Source organism: Spirosoma rhododendri (assembly GCF_012849055.1).
In the GTDB taxonomy this organism is placed as follows: Bacteria; Bacteroidota; Bacteroidia; order Cytophagales; family Spirosomataceae; genus Spirosoma; species Spirosoma rhododendri.
The window spans coordinates 4,331,659-4,347,907 of the sequence record NZ_CP051677.1 but is presented as its reverse complement, the minus strand read 5'-3'; the positions used below and the strand labels follow the sequence as shown (position 1 = coordinate 4,347,907).

The following is a 16,249-nucleotide window of genomic DNA, read 5'->3' as shown; positions in this document are numbered from 1 at the left end:
CGCATGAATCGCTCTGAATTTTTGAAACTGGCGTTCGGTGCTTCGGCCGGACTGATGGCATTCCGCTCGTTTGGCATCACGCCGACGCAGACCGAAGGCCCGTTCAAGCTGCCCCCGCTGCCCTACGATTTTGCCGCGCTCGAACCCCACATCGACAAAATGACGATGGAGATTCACCACGACAAGCACCACAAGGCCTACGTCGACAACCTCAACAAAGCCGTGGCCGGTACCGACATGGCGAAGATGGACATCGACGCGCTGGTGAAGAGCATCAGCAGCAGCACCCCGGCGGCCGTGCGTAACAACGCCGGTGGGCACTGGAATCACTCGTTTTTCTGGACGATCATGAGTCCGAAAGGGGGCGGGGCACCGAAGGGCGCACTGGCCGACGCGATCAACAAGAAGTATACGTCGTTTGATAATTTCAAGGCCGAGTGGGCAAAAGCCGCCGGGTCGCGCTTCGGATCGGGCTGGGTGTGGCTGATTAAGTCGGGCGACGGCGTAGAAATCGTCACGACGCCCAATCAGGACAACCCGCTGATGGCGCTGGCCGAGAAAAAAGGCACGCCCGTGATGGGTCTCGACGTGTGGGAACACGCCTACTACCTCAAGTACCAGAACAAACGCCCCGAATACGTCACGGCCGCCTGGAACGTGTTCGACTGGGACAAAATCGCCAAGAACTACGGGGCGTAGGTAAAGTTCTAAAGTTCTAAAGTCGTAGCGTAGTAGAGTTGCTGGCGCGTCTGGGCTGACGCCGGGTGGCAACTTTACTACGCTACGACTTTATAACTTTAGAACTTTTTATATTTGTAGAAATTAGATTAGTCTATGTCAAGCGAAGAATTATATGACGAGATCCCGTCGTTGGATCTTGCCGATTTTACGTCGGGCGACCCTGACCGCAAAGCCCGCTTTGTGCAGGATCTGGGACGCGCCTTCAACCAGATCGGCTTCGTAGCAATCAAGAACCACGGCCTTACCGATGAGCTGACCGGAAAACTCTACGCGTCGGCGAAGGAGTTCTTCCAGGCCCCCGACGACGTAAAGCAGAAATACGAGCGGCCCGACCTCAACGGGCAGCGCGGCTATATCGGCAAGGGTAAGGAAACGGCCAAGGGGTTTAAAGTGGCCGATCTGAAAGAGTTTTACCACGTTGGGCAACCCGAGCCGATAGGTGATATGCCGGACAACGTGTTTCCCGACGAGTACCCCGCCTTCACCGATGCGACGCTGACGACGTATCGGACGCTCGAACAAGCGGGACGTGAACTCCTGCGGGCCATTGCGCTTTACCTCGAACTGCCCGAAAACTACTTCGACGACAAGGTGCAGAACGGCGATAGCATTTTACGTGCTCTGCACTATTTCCCGCTCAACCCCGACACCACGCCCGACGGAGCCGTCCGGGCTGCTGCCCACGGCGATATCAACCTGATTACGCTGCTGATGGGTGCGTCGGCCGATGGACTGGAAGTACTGCGTCGCGATGGTAAGTGGATTAGTATCACGGCGTTGCCCGATCAGATCATCGTCAACGTTGGCGATATGCTCGACCGGCTGACGAACCACAAGCTGAAATCGACCATCCACCAGGTCGTCAACCCCCCGCGTGAACGAATGAATCAGTCGCGTTACTCGATTCCATTCTTCATGCACCCCCGCGCCGACATGAACCTGAGCAGCCTGCCCAGTTGCGTTGATGCGCAGCACCCCAAACTATACGTCGACATGACGGCGGGCGACTTCCTGAATGAACGCCTGATGGAACTGGGCCTGAAAAAAGCCTGATTATATAGCCTGCGCCGGAGCCTGCACGACTTCGGCGCTCTTTTTTTGGCTGGTCTATGGCCTACCATGTACCGACGATTGCTCCGGTCCGCCGGATTCGTTATTTCATCTTCCTGAAAGACGTCTTGATCCTGGCCCTGACTACGTTCGGTGGGCCGCAGGTGCATTTTGCCATGCTCTACGAACGCTTCGTGCAGAAGCGTCGCTACATCACCGAGGCCGAACTGCTGGAGCTGAACGCCCTGTGCCAGATTCTGCCCGGCCCCACCTCCACGCAGACAATTACGGCGGTGGGCTTCAAAATCGGCGGCCCGAATCTGGCGTATCTGACGCTGCTGATCTGGGTGTTGCCGGGTGTAAGCATCATGACGGCTTTCGGCATGGCCATTTATTACCTGGAGCAGCACAACCTGTCGCTTCGGTTTGCCCGATTTATTCAGCCGATGGCCGTCGGCTTCCTGATTGTGGCGGGGTATCGCATTGGGCAGAAAGTTATCAAGAACCGTACGGGGCTGGTGCTGGCCCTTCTGGCGGCCGTAACGGCTTACCTGTTTCGATCGCCCTACATGACGCCCCTCGTGATCATCGTCGGCGGGCTAACCACCGGCCTGACCTACCAGAAGCAGGAACGGATGGAAAAACGACCCCTGCAAATCGAATGGTCGAACTTCATCCTGTGGCTGGGTGTGCTGATCGTGGCCGCTGTCGCCGGTGCCCTGACGCAGTCGCTACCGGTGCGACTGTTTGAAAACTTCTACCGCAATGGCAGTCTGGTCTTCGGCGGGGGGCAGGTGCTGACGCCCATCCTGTACAACGAATTCGTAGCGTTCAAGCACTACCTGACCCGCGAGGAATTTCTGTCGGGGCTGGGGCTGGTGCAGGCGGTTCCGGGTCCAGTGTTTTCGTTTGCGTCGTACATCGGTGCCCTGTCCATGCGCGACGCCGGGCCACACGGTCAAATCTGGGGCAGCTTCGTTGCCACGGCCGGTATTTTTCTGCCCGGCGCGTTCCTGATCTTCTTCGTGTACCGCTTCTGGGAGCAGCTCAAACGCTACCGCGTCGTGCGGGCGTCGCTGGACGGCATCAACGCAGCCAGTAGTGGCCTGACCGCTGCGGCTGCCGTAGTGCTGTTGCAGCCGATGGTGCCGCATTGGCCGTCCGTCGCCGTTGTCTTGATCACGATGGGCCTGCTGATCTATACTCGTATCCCGCCCTTCGTCCTGATCCTCGGCGGCTTACTGGCGGGTGTGCTGCTGTAGCCGACTATTTCTAATGATAAATTAAGCGCGTTACGTGCTGAAAAGCAGTTGATTGCATCGTAAACACACGATAGCCATGAAACAATATGCTTTTTTCGGCCTGCTCACATTGAGCGTTACGTTCGCGTTCGGACAATCGGTGCTAACAACGAAAATATATCTGGTGAAAAGCGGCAGCGTATACTCACCAGCGGTCAGGTCTTATACCACATTAGATGCCGGTAGGCCGATTGTCGTCAGGGATAATGCGTACACCGTTATCGAAACCGACGCTGACAGTCTGGGTATTCTGCCCGATGGCCAATACAACGTTTCTCCATCTGCCGATGACTATCAAAGTGGTAGACCGGTCGCACCCAAGCCAACGTTCCTCACATTCGAAAAGGGTAAAACGTATTATTTCAAAGTCGGTCGGATTTACCAGAACAGCTTTTTCGACATAAGTGATCTGTCTGAACAGGCGTTTAAATTGTTCGTGGGTATCAACCAGATTGACAAAACACCCCGGCGCTATTTCCTCAGTAAATCGGGGGAAGGTGTCAGCAAACGACCATAAGTTGCGGACTGAAGCACCGTGGAAGTTATGTTTTGTGATGTTGAATCACTCTGACTTGAATGCTGTATTCTGACATTGCCCGCGAGCTGATTGAACGGCGGGAGCATGACCTTGCTGTTCGTCAGCGGCTTATTGAGGAAGGTACGCTGTTTCGGGGCTATAGCCCGGAGATGGAAGCGGTGCATCTCGACAATGCCCGACAACTTCAGTCGATCATCGCTCAGATTGGCTGGCCTGCGCGCGAACAGGTGGGGGAAGAAGCAAGTCAGGCTGCGTGGTTGATTGTTCAGCACGCAATCAGTTGGCCTGAGTTCATGAAAAGTACGCTTGCGCTGATGCACGAACAGAAACCGACGCGAACGATTGACCCCGTCGCGCTGGCGTTTCTGTCGGACCGGATTGCCATGTACGAGGATCGACCGCAAGTGTACGGGACTCAGTTTGTCGATGATGAGCATGGTCGGCTCGTTCCGTATCTGCTTGACGGTCCCGTCGATGAAGTGAATCAACGTCGGGGGCAGGTGGGGCTGAACACTGTTGAAGAACGGTTAGTTGAGTTGACAGCCCAATTGTCTGTCGAACAAAGAAAACAGCCGACCGCCGACGAACGGCAGCAGGAGCGGATCGCGTACGATCGCTGGCGTAGGAAAGTTGGGTGGATTACTGCTTGATTTTCTGTTAAATACGTCGTCAGCAGGCTGGCAGACTAACCTGGTTAGTGAATGGAATCACCGCAGCATTTAGCCGATTTTTACCGCGAGCGACTCAACTACGTGCCTGATACGGTAACTAGTGTGCTGGGCCATCTCAACGTATTCGACATGGCCGATTTCTCGGGGCCCTACGCCAAACCCATCTTTTACACCCGCAAGAATTACTTTAAGATCAGCTTACTGACGGGTAAGAAAAAATTAAGCTACGCAGACAAAGTTATTACCATCGACCAGCATGCGCTGATTTTCTCCAATCCCCTGATTCCGTATAACTGGGAGTTGCTCGAAGAAGCGCAGTCAGGCTTCTTCTGCATTTTCACGCAATCGTTTTTCGCGCAGTTTGGTGGTATAAGTCAGTACCCCGTTTTCCAGCCGGGCCAAATCCCGGTTTTCCCCCTGGATGATGCACAGCAACGCGCCATCGAACCGATCTATCAGGATATGCTTCAGGAAATTCGCTCTGATTATGCTTATAAGCAGGATCGGCTGCGAAATCTGGCGTTTGAGCTGATTCACCGGGGACTGAAAATGACCCCGGCAACGGTCGCTACGCCATCGGATACCACCGCGAACTCACGTATTGCCGCCCTGTTTGTTGAATTGTTGGAAAGACAGTTTCCCCTCGAGCCGTCGGCGCAGATGGTATTGCAGACTCCGTCGGCTTTTGCCTCGCAGCTGGCCGTGCACGTCAATCATTTGAACCGCGCCCTGAAAACCGTTATGGGCAAAACGACCTCGCAGGTTATCAGCGAACGGGTGGCCAGCGAAGCGGCTTTCCTGCTGACGCATACTACCCGACCGATCAGTGAGATCGCGTGGTGCCTGGGCTTCGATGACCCGTCGTCGTTCGTTCATTTCTTCAAAAAAGCCTTCGCCCAGCCACCCCGGTCGTTTCGTAATCAGTCGCTTGTTTGATCAGACCAAGTATCGGTTTGATTGGCTCAACGCCACCCCCTGACCACCCGCTACTTTTGCAGTGGTTCCCGGTGGTTGTCAACGGGGAAAGCGTTTAAATCTGGTTGCGTATGAATGAGTCATTGAAGGGGAAAGTCGCCCTGATTACGGGAGGGACCACCGGGATCGGTCAAGAAGTTGCTCAGCAGTTGGTTGGGCTGGGCGTTCGGGTGGTTATCGCCGGGCGCGACAGGGAGCGGGGCGAAGAAGCCGCCATAACCATTGGCGACGTAGCCAGCGTACGATTCGTGCAGGCCGACGTTAGCCGCGAAGAGCAGGTTCAGGCGCTGGTTCAGCAGACAATAGCTGAGTTTGGCAGGCTTGATTTTCTGTTTAACAATGCCGGTGTTGAGGGAACACCCGGCCCCATTGCCGACACCACGGAGCAAGACATCGACCAGATTCTGGCCGTCAACGTGAAAGGGGTGTTGCTGGCGATCAAACACACGCTGCCCCGTATGCTGGCGCAGGGGGGCGGTATCATCGTTAATACGGCTTCGTTTATTGGTACGGTGGTTCCGTTTCCCGACGCCATGCCCTACGGAGCCTCGAAAGCCGCCGTGCTGAGTATCAGCCGGTCGATGGCGGCTGGTTATGGCAAGGATCATATTCAAACCTACGCCGTCTGCCCCTGGACGACCGATACGCCCATGGTCGACCGTCTGTCGGGCGATCAGCCGGATGCCAAAGCCACGTTTGGTGCGTCGAATCCAAGTGGTCAGCTCGCTACACCCGCCGACATTGCTCAGGTCGTGGTTGCTCTTTTTCGGGGCGAAGTAACCCTGGCCAATGGGGAAGCGGTGCTGGTCGACAGTGGGGGAGTAAGCAGTCTGATTTATCCCATGACCTTCGATAAACCCTGAATGCCGCGGTCGTCAGTGCAGCCTGTCGATGTGCTCCGGCCGTGGCCCCATACCGATCATGTGCCCGATGAAGCGTCGGAGGGCCGGGATGTGGTTGAGTGCCCAGACGAACCCCGCCGGAACCGATGCGTTCTGCCCGTTGATGATCCGGCGATGCACGAAGATCTGCGCCGACTGAATCAGCCTGACTGGTAGCAGCCGCCGACGCTGAATCCGCTGGCAAACGGCTTCGCTGACAGTGCCGTTCAGCAGCGGTTCGGCCAGGTAATGGGCAGCCGCAACGGCGTCCTGAATCGCCATGTTGATACCGACACCACCCGCCGGCGACATGGCGTGGGCCGCATCGCCGATGCAGAGTAGCCCCGGTTGATACCATTGCCGGAGCCGGTCGATTTTCACGGTTAGCAGGCTGATCTGATCCCAGCTATCGAGTTGCCGGATGTGTTCACCGACGAACGGGGCCATCCGAACGATGGTGTCCTGCAAGGCCGCAAGTCCCCGCTGTTTGATCGCGTCGAATTGCCCTTTGGGAATCAGGTAGCCGCACTGGAAATAGTCGTGCCGGTCGATGAGCACCATAAACTGCCCCCGGTCGATGTAGCCGAGTGCCTGATCGGTCTGGGCGGGGTCTTTGGGTATCCGCATCCAGAGCACGTCGATGGGCACCTGAAAATCCTGAACGGGGAGTCCGGCCTGTTTGCGCACCCGCGAATGCCGCCCGTCGGTGCCAACGACCCAATCGGCATCGATGGTCAGTTCGCCAGCGGGTGAGGTGGCCCGCACCCCCACAACGCGCCCGTTCTGCCGGATCAGGTCGGTCATCTCGGTTTGCATCAGCAGATGAAAATTGGGGTACTGCCGGGCTTTATCGCTCAGGAAACTCAGAAAATCCCACTGCGGCATGAACGCGATAAACCGACTGTGTACCGGCAGGCGCGAAAAATCGGCGACGGGCACCATCCGCGCGTTCAGCGACAGATTGACCGAGCGGAGTTCCTGGTGCGGCAGTTGCAGAAACTCGGCGTCGAGTCCCAGTTCGTGCATCAGTTCCAGCGTCGACGGGTGGATGGTGTCGCCCCGAAAGTCGCGGAGAAAGTCGCCGTGTTTTTCCAGTACCGTAACGTCGACACCGGCCCGCGCCAGCAGATACCCAAGCATCATTCCGGCGGGGCCGCCCCCACCACGCAGCAGGTCGTTTTCATACAGTGTCCGGTTTTCGATATAGGGTTTACGGTGGCCGGGGCTGTACCGTAAACCGCTATAGTTGATCGGAGAGAAACTGACGGATAGTCTGGTAGGGCCGTTGCGCGGGGGCTTTGCCGTTGGTAAGCTTGTCGGCGGCTGAGCCGTTGGACGAATCGGCCGGGCGAGGGGGGCGGTTGGTGGTTGCCAACAGTCGTTCGCGCTGAAGCTGCCGTTGCTCGTCGTCGGAGAGGGTGCCGCGAATGGCTTCGCCCTGTCCGTACCCATCGTTGAAGTTGCTGATACGGCTGTCGGTCTGCGCCAGTTTCAGCTCAGCCAGCAGCAGATCAAGGTCTGCCATGATCGTGCTGACCCGATTTTTTAGTTCATTCAGATTGGGCAGCAGATCGAGATTGTGTTGCAGTACGTTTTGTTGGGTGCGGTGCTCGGCCAGCTGATTTTCCAGCGGGGCAATTTCTTTGTCCATCCGGCGCAGTCGACGGCGGTACTTACCCAGCCGAACGTCGGCCTGTAACCAGCGAAACCAGAACGCCGACAACACCGGCAGGGCAATGCCGAGGCAAACGGCCCCGGCCAGCGCAAACAGAATGCCGCTCAGCACAAACGACAGCAGCGCCCACGGACTGTTGACGAGGGCCAGATTCAGCTCGCTCGACTCCGCCAGCTGCTTCTCGATCTGATTCATCACCGCCGGTGGAAGTGTGGTTGTCGTTGCCAGCGGGTCGGTACTCAGCTGCAACTGCCGCACCGATTTATTGATGGCGGCTTTCAGCTGATCGGTGCGGTATGCTTCGTACCGAAACCAGCCCAGTACGGCCAGCGTCAACACGGCGAACACCGCAAGCGCTATTTTGAACCGTTCGTAGCGGCCCCGGTTCTGTTCGGGATTTTCCTGGTACGGCTGTTCGATCAGGCGGTCGTAGGCGGGTTTTAGCAGAATCGATACCATCGCCAGACCAACCGCAAACGCCCATGCTTCGTCGGAATTGCGGATGTTGAGCGCGTAGGCTACGATCTCGTGCGAGATAATCAGGTCGCCAGCCAGAAATGAAATGCCCGCTACCAGAAATAGTAACCCGGCCAGCAGCGAGTAGTCGGGCGCGGCTTTGGCGCGTCGCTCGCGTAGGGCGTCGCGCTCGGTCAGTACCGCCTGCCGGTCGCTCTGCCGCTGGGCCAACTGCTGCGTAAGCCGATCGGTTTGCCCGGCGGCCGGTTGCAATTCAGCATAAGCCGTGCGGTGGGCATTGGTCGCGTCGGCCAGTCGCTGTTCGGTCGCTGTCAGCTCGGCACGTTTCTCCTCGATACGCTCCGTCAGCCAGTCGGTGCTGATCTGACTCGACAGGTAACCCTCGTAGGTGTCGCGGTCGACCCCGCCAACACCACTGCTGTAACCGTGCTGAAAATCAGGCTTATTGTTTGGTTCCATGTCGTATTCGGTTTTCTGTCTACGATGGTCTGAGCGGAATTGCTCAAAACGGCAACAGGAACAGAAGCCACACTGGGGCAGATCGTTGCCACGCCGGATCACCGTATTCCGTAAACTATGCACTTAAGTAAACAGCGCTTCCCGCTGATTTTCAGTCAGGCGATCGCGGAGACTGCGGGCCAGCGCGAACTCGCTCAGAAACAGCTGAATCAGCGCGTCGCGTTGGGCGTGTTGCCGGGTCAGTTCGATTTCGTTCTGGTTAAGCAACGCTGTAAGCCCGGCTTTCTGTGCCCCGACGATATTGATTTCTTGCTGCACCACGGCTGCCTGCGTTGCCAGCTCGTCGATGAGGGCAGGATACGTAGCCCGAACCGCCCGGCTCGACATAGCCCGTAGTCCACTGCCCATCAGCCGCCCGGCGGTGGGCAGCAACACCAGCAGCAGCCCTGACAGCATTAAAGCCTGACCGATCGATTCATTGGCAGCGGCTGTGGCCAGCACGAAACCAGATACGGCCAGCGGCAAACCCAGCGTGTTGAGGAACCAGCCAATGGCCCGTTGGCGGTCTGGCTCGGCGGGTTGGCTAAACGGCCCGGCCAGACCAGCCAGACAAATCCCCAGGCTGATAAACAGATTACCGTAGGCCGGTTGCAGAGCCTGATCGATCAGAAAAAAAGCCCCTGCACCGCTACCGATGCCCAGTGCAAGACTACCGATCGAACGGGCCGGATGGGGGGCGGTCAGCTGTTGATTACGTAAACTATCGAGTCGTTGCCGGATTGCCTGCTGCTGTTGCTCATGCTGCGTCAGCTGGGCGGTCAGTTCGCGAATTTGTGCCGTGAGCTGGCCGATTGTCTGGGTGAGGGGCGCGGTCTGGCGGCTGCTGTACACCCGGATCAGGGCCAGCTTGTCGTCCGGGTCGGCATCCGACAGGCCGTATAAAACACCCTCGTCGCGCAGCGTTTCTTCGTCGGTCAGCCAGGTTGGTAGTGGTTCAGCGGGAACCTGCGCTACGCCAGCAACGGCTGACACAGGTGCGGGAAGGGGTGGCTTGACCGCGGGGGCAAGCGACGAAGCCGGCGGGGCAGCGGGAGTGGAGCGGACAAGCGAGCGCAGACGTTCGGAAAAAGACATAGGCAGTCCCGATGTTGCCATCGGACAGTGATAATGGCAGCGGAAAGGCCGAAAATACGCATTTAAGCCGGGCTGCTCACACGACTCGCTGCCGAAAACGGGTCAGTTTGCACGGAGCTGCCAGCGGAAGAGAAGCCACGCAACAGCCATCAGCCCCACGAATAACAGGCTAAGGCCGGGGTTGTACCAGCCAATGGCCAACAGGCAAACAATGGACAGCACAAGGGCCAGTACCGGTATGAACGGATAGCCCGGCGTTTGAAAAGGGCGTGACAGGGTGGGCTCCGTTTTGCGTAACCGAAACAGACTCAGCAAACTGCTGATGTACATAACCAGCGCACCGATTACCGATAGCGTAATAATCTGCCCCGTCGTGCCGGAAAATAAAGCCGCCAGTCCGACCAGCCCACCCGCAATCAGCGACCAGTGGGGCGTCTGAAACCGGGCGTTGACGTCGGCCAGAAAGCGGGGTAAGTAACCCGCCCGCGCCAGCGCAAAAATCTGCCGCGAATAGCCGAGCGTGTTGGCGTGAAACGACGCGATCAGGCCAAAGAGCCCCAGCCCGGCAAACAGTTTTGACCACGGATTCTGCCGTCCCAGGGCCATGGCCAGCGTTTCGGGCAGCGGGTAGTCGATGTTGCTGAGCTGCCGCCAGTCGCCGACACCCGCGCAAAGCAGCATGGTCGCCAGCGCGAGAACAACCAGCGTAGCGATGCTCAGCAGGTAGCCACGTGGAATCGTTTTCTGCGGGTCTTTGACTTCTTCGGCCACCATCGCGACGCCTTCAATGGCCAGGTAAAACCAGATTGCAAAGGGGATGGCGGCAAACACCCCGCCGACGCCAAATTCGTCGTTGTGGGCCAGCACGTTTTCCGTTCGGTACGCGGGGGCTACCAGCAGCAGAAATACCACCAGTTCGGCAACCGACAGAAACGTGATGATGACCGAGAAATTGGCCGACTCCCTGATGCCGAGCAGGTTGATACCAATAAACACAACGTACGAGCCCACGGCTACCCACAGCACCGACAGGGCCGGATTGAGAAAATGGGCGTAGGCACCGAGCGCAGCCGCAATGGCCGGGGGCGCCATCAAAAAATCAACCAGCGTCGCGAAACCAGCTACAAAACCGCCCGTCGGCCCGAAGGCGCGCAGGGCGTAGGCAAACGGCCCGCCCGCGTCAGGAATAGCGGTTGTCAGCTCGGTATAGCTGAAGATAAAGGCGAGGTAAAGCACCGTAACCAGCAGCGTGGCAATGAGAAAACCAACCGTTCCGGCCACCGCCCAGCCGTAGTTCCAGCCGAAATACTCACCCGAAATCACCATGCCAACGGCAATCGCCCAAAGCTGCGTGGTGGTGATGGCTTTTTTTAGACTGGTTTTTTCAGGCATACGCAGGGTGATTTTTTAAACACAGAGGTAGGGAGGTAATCACAGAGAACATAGAGAAAAATTACTCCGTGTGCTCTGTGAATCTCTCTGTATCTCCGTGTTTAGAAAAAAATGTTCCGTCGTCAACCGTAATCACATACGCTTTGCCACCTGCGCGTTCAATGGCGTCGGCGACCTGTTCGGGCTGGTTGGGTGCGTAAACAAACATACAACCACCCCCGCCGGAACCGTTGATTTTGCCACCCAATGCTCCGGCGTTTAACGCTACGTCGAGCATACGGTCGATTTTGGGCGTCGAGATACGCTGGGCTTCGCGGAGGTTCGTCTGATGATCGTTGAGCAGCCGACCAAACCGGGTGTGGTCAAACGAATCGGCTGGCTGTTGCAGCAGGTGCAACGCGTCGCGCAGAATATCGCGGTTGGCGAGGTTGCCCTTCAGCAGGTTGTACTCGTCTTTGATCAGAATGTCTTTGTATTCGGGGGCCTGCGTTAGTTCGGTCGTGTGCAGCGAGAATGTTGGGTCGATAGCCGCTAACCGCCTGACGATATCGAGCATCCCAAACTTCACCCGGCTCAGAATACCGATGGTGTCTTTAGGTTCGCGCGAGTCGCCCAGCACGAAGGTGCCAAGCGGGGGCGTCAGCGTTTGAAGGGCAATCGCCGGGGTCGATTCGAGGTAAATCAGATTACCCACCGCCGTCGAGTAATGGTCCATCATGCCGCCCGGCTCGCCAAACTCCAGCACTTCTGCCGTGTAGGCCAGTTCGGCTATGCGTTCCTGCGAAAGCGTAACCGGTTGATCGGCAAGGTGCGTCAGCAGGTTGAGCCAGCTAACGAGCAGGGCCGACGAACTCGACGTGCCGGAGTTGATCGGGATGTTGCCCCGCACTGTTCCCGAAATACCGCGGCTAAACGTAAATCCTTCCCGCAGCAGCACATTCACCGCCGACCGGAAATAGTCGCGGGTGTTGGGGTATGGCAGAACGTTTCCGTCGAATGGAATATCGATCTGACTCCCGATGTCGGGCAGTGCAAGCCGAAAGCCGGGCTGCGCATCAGGCTGCGCGGTGATGGCGATCCGGCGCGAGATAGCCGCTGCAATCACCGGCAGGCCCAGATAATCCTGATGTTCGCCAAACAGACAGATTCGCCCCGGCGTCGACGCAGTGAAGGTTTCGGGCATTGATTACTGGGTTCGTGGTTTGTTGTTCGTGGTTCGTAGTGATGCGATTCGGAAAAACCACGAACCACGAACGACAAACCACGAACTAGTTCTACCAGCTATTACGCTTGTGGCCCGATATGGCGTAGTACAGGATAAAGCCGAACAGCGGCAGCAGCAGGGCATAAGCCGACTGCGCGCTGTACGTATCGGTCAGGTAGCCGTGTACGAGCGGCAGAATGGCACCGCCCGATATGCCCATGATGAGCAGGGCCGAGCCCAGTTTAGTGAACCGGCCCAGCCGGTTTAGAGCGAGTGGCCAGAGGGCAGGCCAGATCGGAGCCAGACCGAAGCCGAGCAGTGCCACACACAACACCGACGTAAAACCAGTGGTAAACAGCGTTGCCGTAGTCAGCACCAGCCCGTAAGCCGCGCCGAAGCGCAGGGCCGTCTGCTGCGAAATCACGCGGGGAATCAGCACGATGCCGAGCACGTAACCCGCCAGCAGACCGTAAAGTGTGTAGGTCGTGAAGTATTTGGCTTCGGCATTGTCGAAACCGAGTGCTTTGCCGTAGTTGATGATCGTATCGCCCGCAATGACTTCCGCACCGACGTAACAGAACAGGGCCAGCACGCCCAGCACGAGGTTTGGGAACTGCCAGACGCTGTCGTGCGTGGCCACGTCGCCCGGTGTGTCGTCCTGCTCTTCCGAAACCTCCGGCAGCGTCGAGAAGCGGATCAGCACCGCCAGCACGATCAGCACGCCGGTCAGGATGAGATATGGCGTAACAACCCGCGCCAGTGAGTCGGCTGCGCTGAGCGATTCGCTGCTGGTTAGCAGCAGGTTGCCGAAAATAAGCTGGCTGATGATACCCGCCAGTTTGTTGGCGATACCCAGAAAGCTGATGCGCTGGGCGGCACTCTCACGCGGTCCGAGAATCGTTGCGTAGGGGTTTGAGGCTGTTTGCAGTACCGTCAGGCCGATACCGATCAGGAACAGCCCGACCAGAAACAGGGGGTACGACACGGCGTTGGCAGCCGGCACGAAAATCAGCGTACCCACGGCCATGACGATTAGTCCCAGCGACATTCCGTTTTTAAATCCCGTCCGTTTCAGCACCGCCGATGATGGAATGGCCATCAGCGTGTAGGAGATGAAAAACGCAAAGGCCACCAGATTCGACCCGACGGTGCTGAGGGCAAAGGCTTGCTTGAAGAAGGCAATCAGTACGCTGTTGACCCAGGTGACGAAGCCGAAAATGAAAAACAGCGCGCCAATAATCAGCAGCGGTCCGACGTATGAACTGGTTTTGGGCGGGGGGGCGGTTGGTGTCATACCGAGATGCAGAAGCGATTAAACCGAAACGGAGGAATATTTTAAATTTTTTTACAAAATAAACGAAATCAACCGTAATTCTGCAATAGGTCGGTTTAAAATGCGTCGTTTAGGGCAAAAACAGGCTTATTTGTTTTCCACTTTCCCCGTGTAAAGTCAGGAATGTCAACGGCTTTACTGCCCCCGGCAATGCTTTGCTCTGATAATGGGCTGATGGCACTCCAGACGGCAGCATCGTAGACGTCGATGGGAACCGGGCCTTTCGCTTTGACGGCTTCGATAAAGGCCCGCAGCACGAAAAAGTCGATGCCGCCGTGCCCGCTGCTTTCGGCCGTCTGCGCGTGTCGCTTCCAGAGCGGGTGGTCGTATTTCTCCTGGTAGGCAGCGAACGGTTCCCAAGTGTGGGCCTTCGGCGTAACGCCTTCCAGATAGATCATGTCGTTGTCGTCCATCCAGATGCCCTGCGTACCCTGCGCCCGGAAGCCCAGCGAATAGGGGCGGGGCGAGTTGGTATCGTGAATGATAACGATGTTTTCGCCGTTGGCACATTCGATCATGGTGGTCACCACGTCGCCGAGTTTGAAATTGACTTTTGCGTTGGGGTGATCGGCCCCGCCGTGATCGACAACGTACTTGTGCAATCCCCGGCTTTTGGTGGCCATACTCGTCAGGCGGACGAACTGATTGCCCCGGTTGATGTTGAGCCAGTGCGCAACAGGTCCCAGCCCGTGTGTCGGGTATAGATCACCGTTGCGGTCGACGGAGTGCTGCGTGCGCCAGCGGGCTTCTGAGTAGGCGTTCTTACCAAACTCTGCCCCGGCGCCGTGGCCTTTGCCGTCGTTGAATTTGATACCCCGCAGGTCGTGCTGATAGCCGCAGTGGGCGTAGGTCATCTCGCCGAACAGCCCCTGCCGCACCATATTCAGCACCGCCAGCACGTCGCGCCGGTAGCAGACGTTCTCCAGGATCATGCAGGGCATACCCGTTTTCTCCGAAGCGTCGACCAGATCCCACGATTCCTGAAGCGTCACCGTTGCCGATACTTCGACGGCGGCATATTTCCCGGCTTTCATCGTTGCGACGGCCATCGGCACGTGCCATTCCCAGGGTGTCGCAATCACCACGCCGTCGAGGTCGTCGCGTTTCAGCATTTGTTCGAACGCTTTGTCGCCTTTGCCGTACGCTTCCGGCAGCGGGCGACCGGCTTTTTTGAACAGCTCATTGGTCGCGGCAATACTGGCCTGATCAACGTCGCAGATCGCTGGTATGACTACGTCGTCGCGGAACAACGCCTGCTGCACGTGATTTCGCCCCCGCAGGCCGACGCCAATAAAGCCGAGTCGAACAGTGGCTTTCGGCGCTTTGGCACCGGTCAGAAAGGTGGGGAATACGGTGGCCGCAGCGCCGGTCAGGGCGGTGGTTTTGATGAAGTCGCGACGAGTTGGCTGGCTCATACAGAACTGTAGATTAACGTTGGTAGAAATGAGTGATGGAAAAACTTGACCCGACAGACAGCAAGATACGCGTTATTTCGCTGGTTTTGCCGGTTCGGGGCCTCTAATAACGACGGTTGACGGTGTGGCTAACTCCGCATCGCCGGGCCATGTAACGAACGTATCCCGCTCTTCTTCGAGAATGGCTTCGTACATGCTGGGTGGATTGACGAATGCCCGGATCTCGAAGGCCATACCAATGTTCAGGGCGTCGAGCCCACCGATAAACACCTGCCCGCGCCACGTGCCATCGGGGCGCACCGGAATCGGCGGCTGCACGTAGCATTTAGCACCCAGCGCAACCGGCCGAACCACGATCCAGACCGTGTCGGCATTGGCAACCTTACCGGCCACGAACGGCCTTCGGGGAACGACCTGCCCATGCAGCGGGGACGAAATAACCAGTTTATCAGGCCGCAGATCGGCGGATGGGCGCCGGTACAGAACATACCCGCCCACAATGATAGTCAACAAAAGTAAACCGGCAGCCACATACCAGCCAGACAGCCTGCGCGGGGGCGGTTGAGAAGCAGGAACGGGTGCCGGTACGTCATCAGGCGGCACCACTCGCTCGTAGGCGAACGAGCGGCATGTGTTCAGGATTTTCCGGCTGGGAACGTAGCTATTGTCGGTGAAGAGCAGCGCCAGCGTATTCGTGCTTGGAATATGAATGGTGGCGTTGGACCTGTGCAGCCCCCGCACGAGGTAAAACTCGTCGTCGAAGGCCGTTCGCAGTGGTTCGTAGTTGGCGCGGTTGGTGTTGAAATCGAAGTCAGGAAACCGGTCCTGATCGCGCTCGTGGAAGGTATAGTACTTCCGTTTTATACCCTCGCGAAGGGCAATTGTTTCGTTACCGGTAGATGGGTGGCTGTCGATTTCCATGCCGAAAGAAACGGGAAGTAAACGGGAACAAACAGGAAAACGGGCTAAATAGAAACGAGAGTTTACTGTAAGGTAAACGAGA

15 protein-coding genes are annotated in these 16,249 nt (G+C 57.5%); 7 read left to right on the top strand and 8 right to left on the bottom strand.

Annotation, left to right across the window (positions count from 1 at the left end; translation table 11 throughout):
- Window positions 1-3: 3 nt before the first annotated feature.
- The 7 genes from HH216_RS18100 (at window position 4) to HH216_RS18070 (ending at window position 6,139) form a co-directional block, all read left to right on the top strand.
- Window positions 4-699 (top strand): superoxide dismutase, encoded by a 696-nt coding sequence (locus tag HH216_RS18100; protein ID WP_169552070.1) that lies wholly within the window; start codon window positions 4-6, stop codon window positions 697-699.
- A 135-nt stretch (window positions 700-834) separates the two neighbouring features.
- Window positions 835-1,794, top strand: coding sequence for an isopenicillin N synthase family dioxygenase (locus HH216_RS18095; RefSeq protein WP_169552069.1), 960 nt, complete (start codon window positions 835-837; stop codon window positions 1,792-1,794).
- A gap of 56 nt (window positions 1,795-1,850) precedes the next feature.
- Entirely contained in the window at window positions 1,851-3,053 is a 1,203-nt protein-coding gene (gene chrA / locus HH216_RS18090) for a chromate efflux transporter (protein ID WP_169552068.1), read from the top strand.
- Window positions 3,054-3,129: 76 nt separating this feature from the next.
- Window positions 3,130-3,609: a hypothetical protein gene (locus tag HH216_RS18085; protein ID WP_169552067.1), complete on the top strand. Its 480-nt coding sequence runs from the start codon at window positions 3,130-3,132 to the stop codon at window positions 3,607-3,609.
- 59 nt (window positions 3,610-3,668) lie between these two features.
- A complete protein-coding gene (locus HH216_RS18080; protein WP_169552066.1) occupies window positions 3,669-4,280 on the top strand; it encodes a DUF6624 domain-containing protein in 612 nt (203 codons plus the stop codon).
- Window positions 4,281-4,331: 51 nt separating this feature from the next.
- Window positions 4,332-5,237, top strand: coding sequence for a helix-turn-helix domain-containing protein (locus tag HH216_RS18075; protein WP_169552065.1), 906 nt, complete (start codon window positions 4,332-4,334; stop codon window positions 5,235-5,237).
- Window positions 5,238-5,347: 110 nt separating this feature from the next.
- Window positions 5,348-6,139: an SDR family NAD(P)-dependent oxidoreductase gene (locus tag HH216_RS18070; protein WP_169552064.1), complete on the top strand. Its 792-nt coding sequence runs from the start codon at window positions 5,348-5,350 to the stop codon at window positions 6,137-6,139.
- Window positions 6,140-6,151: 12 nt separating this feature from the next.
- On the opposite strand, the gene HH216_RS26135 is transcribed toward HH216_RS18070, so the two are convergent.
- From HH216_RS26135 to HH216_RS18030, 8 genes are all read right to left on the bottom strand, one after another.
- On the bottom strand, window positions 6,152-7,297 hold the full coding sequence (locus HH216_RS26135; protein ID WP_254448846.1) for an FAD-dependent oxidoreductase: 1,146 nt from the start codon (window positions 7,295-7,297) through the stop codon (window positions 6,152-6,154).
- 100 nt (window positions 7,298-7,397) lie between these two features.
- A complete protein-coding gene (locus tag HH216_RS18060; RefSeq protein ID WP_169552063.1) occupies window positions 7,398-8,768 on the bottom strand; it encodes a LapA family protein in 1,371 nt (456 codons plus the stop codon).
- Between the two features lie 123 nt (window positions 8,769-8,891).
- The gene (locus HH216_RS18055; RefSeq protein WP_169552062.1) at window positions 8,892-9,902 is read right to left on the bottom strand and encodes a hypothetical protein; all 1,011 of its coding nucleotides are present in this window, start codon (window positions 9,900-9,902) and stop codon (window positions 8,892-8,894) included.
- Between the two features lie 102 nt (window positions 9,903-10,004).
- Complete coding sequence (eat, locus tag HH216_RS18050) at window positions 10,005-11,294, bottom strand: ethanolamine permease (protein WP_169552061.1); 1,290 nt, start codon at window positions 11,292-11,294, stop codon at window positions 10,005-10,007.
- A gap of 61 nt (window positions 11,295-11,355) precedes the next feature.
- The gene (locus HH216_RS18045; RefSeq protein WP_169552060.1) at window positions 11,356-12,477 is read right to left on the bottom strand and encodes a mevalonate kinase family protein; all 1,122 of its coding nucleotides are present in this window, start codon (window positions 12,475-12,477) and stop codon (window positions 11,356-11,358) included.
- A gap of 91 nt (window positions 12,478-12,568) precedes the next feature.
- Window positions 12,569-13,792 carry a sugar MFS transporter gene (locus HH216_RS18040; protein WP_169552059.1) on the bottom strand — a complete coding sequence of 408 codons (1,224 nt, stop codon included), beginning with the start codon at window positions 13,790-13,792 and terminating at the stop codon, window positions 12,569-12,571.
- Between the two features lie 95 nt (window positions 13,793-13,887).
- Complete coding sequence (locus tag HH216_RS18035) at window positions 13,888-15,246, bottom strand: Gfo/Idh/MocA family protein (RefSeq protein ID WP_169552058.1); 1,359 nt, start codon at window positions 15,244-15,246, stop codon at window positions 13,888-13,890.
- 72 nt (window positions 15,247-15,318) lie between these two features.
- A complete protein-coding gene (locus tag HH216_RS18030; protein ID WP_169552057.1) occupies window positions 15,319-16,167 on the bottom strand; it encodes a hypothetical protein in 849 nt (282 codons plus the stop codon).
- Window positions 16,168-16,249: the final 82 nt, after the last annotated feature.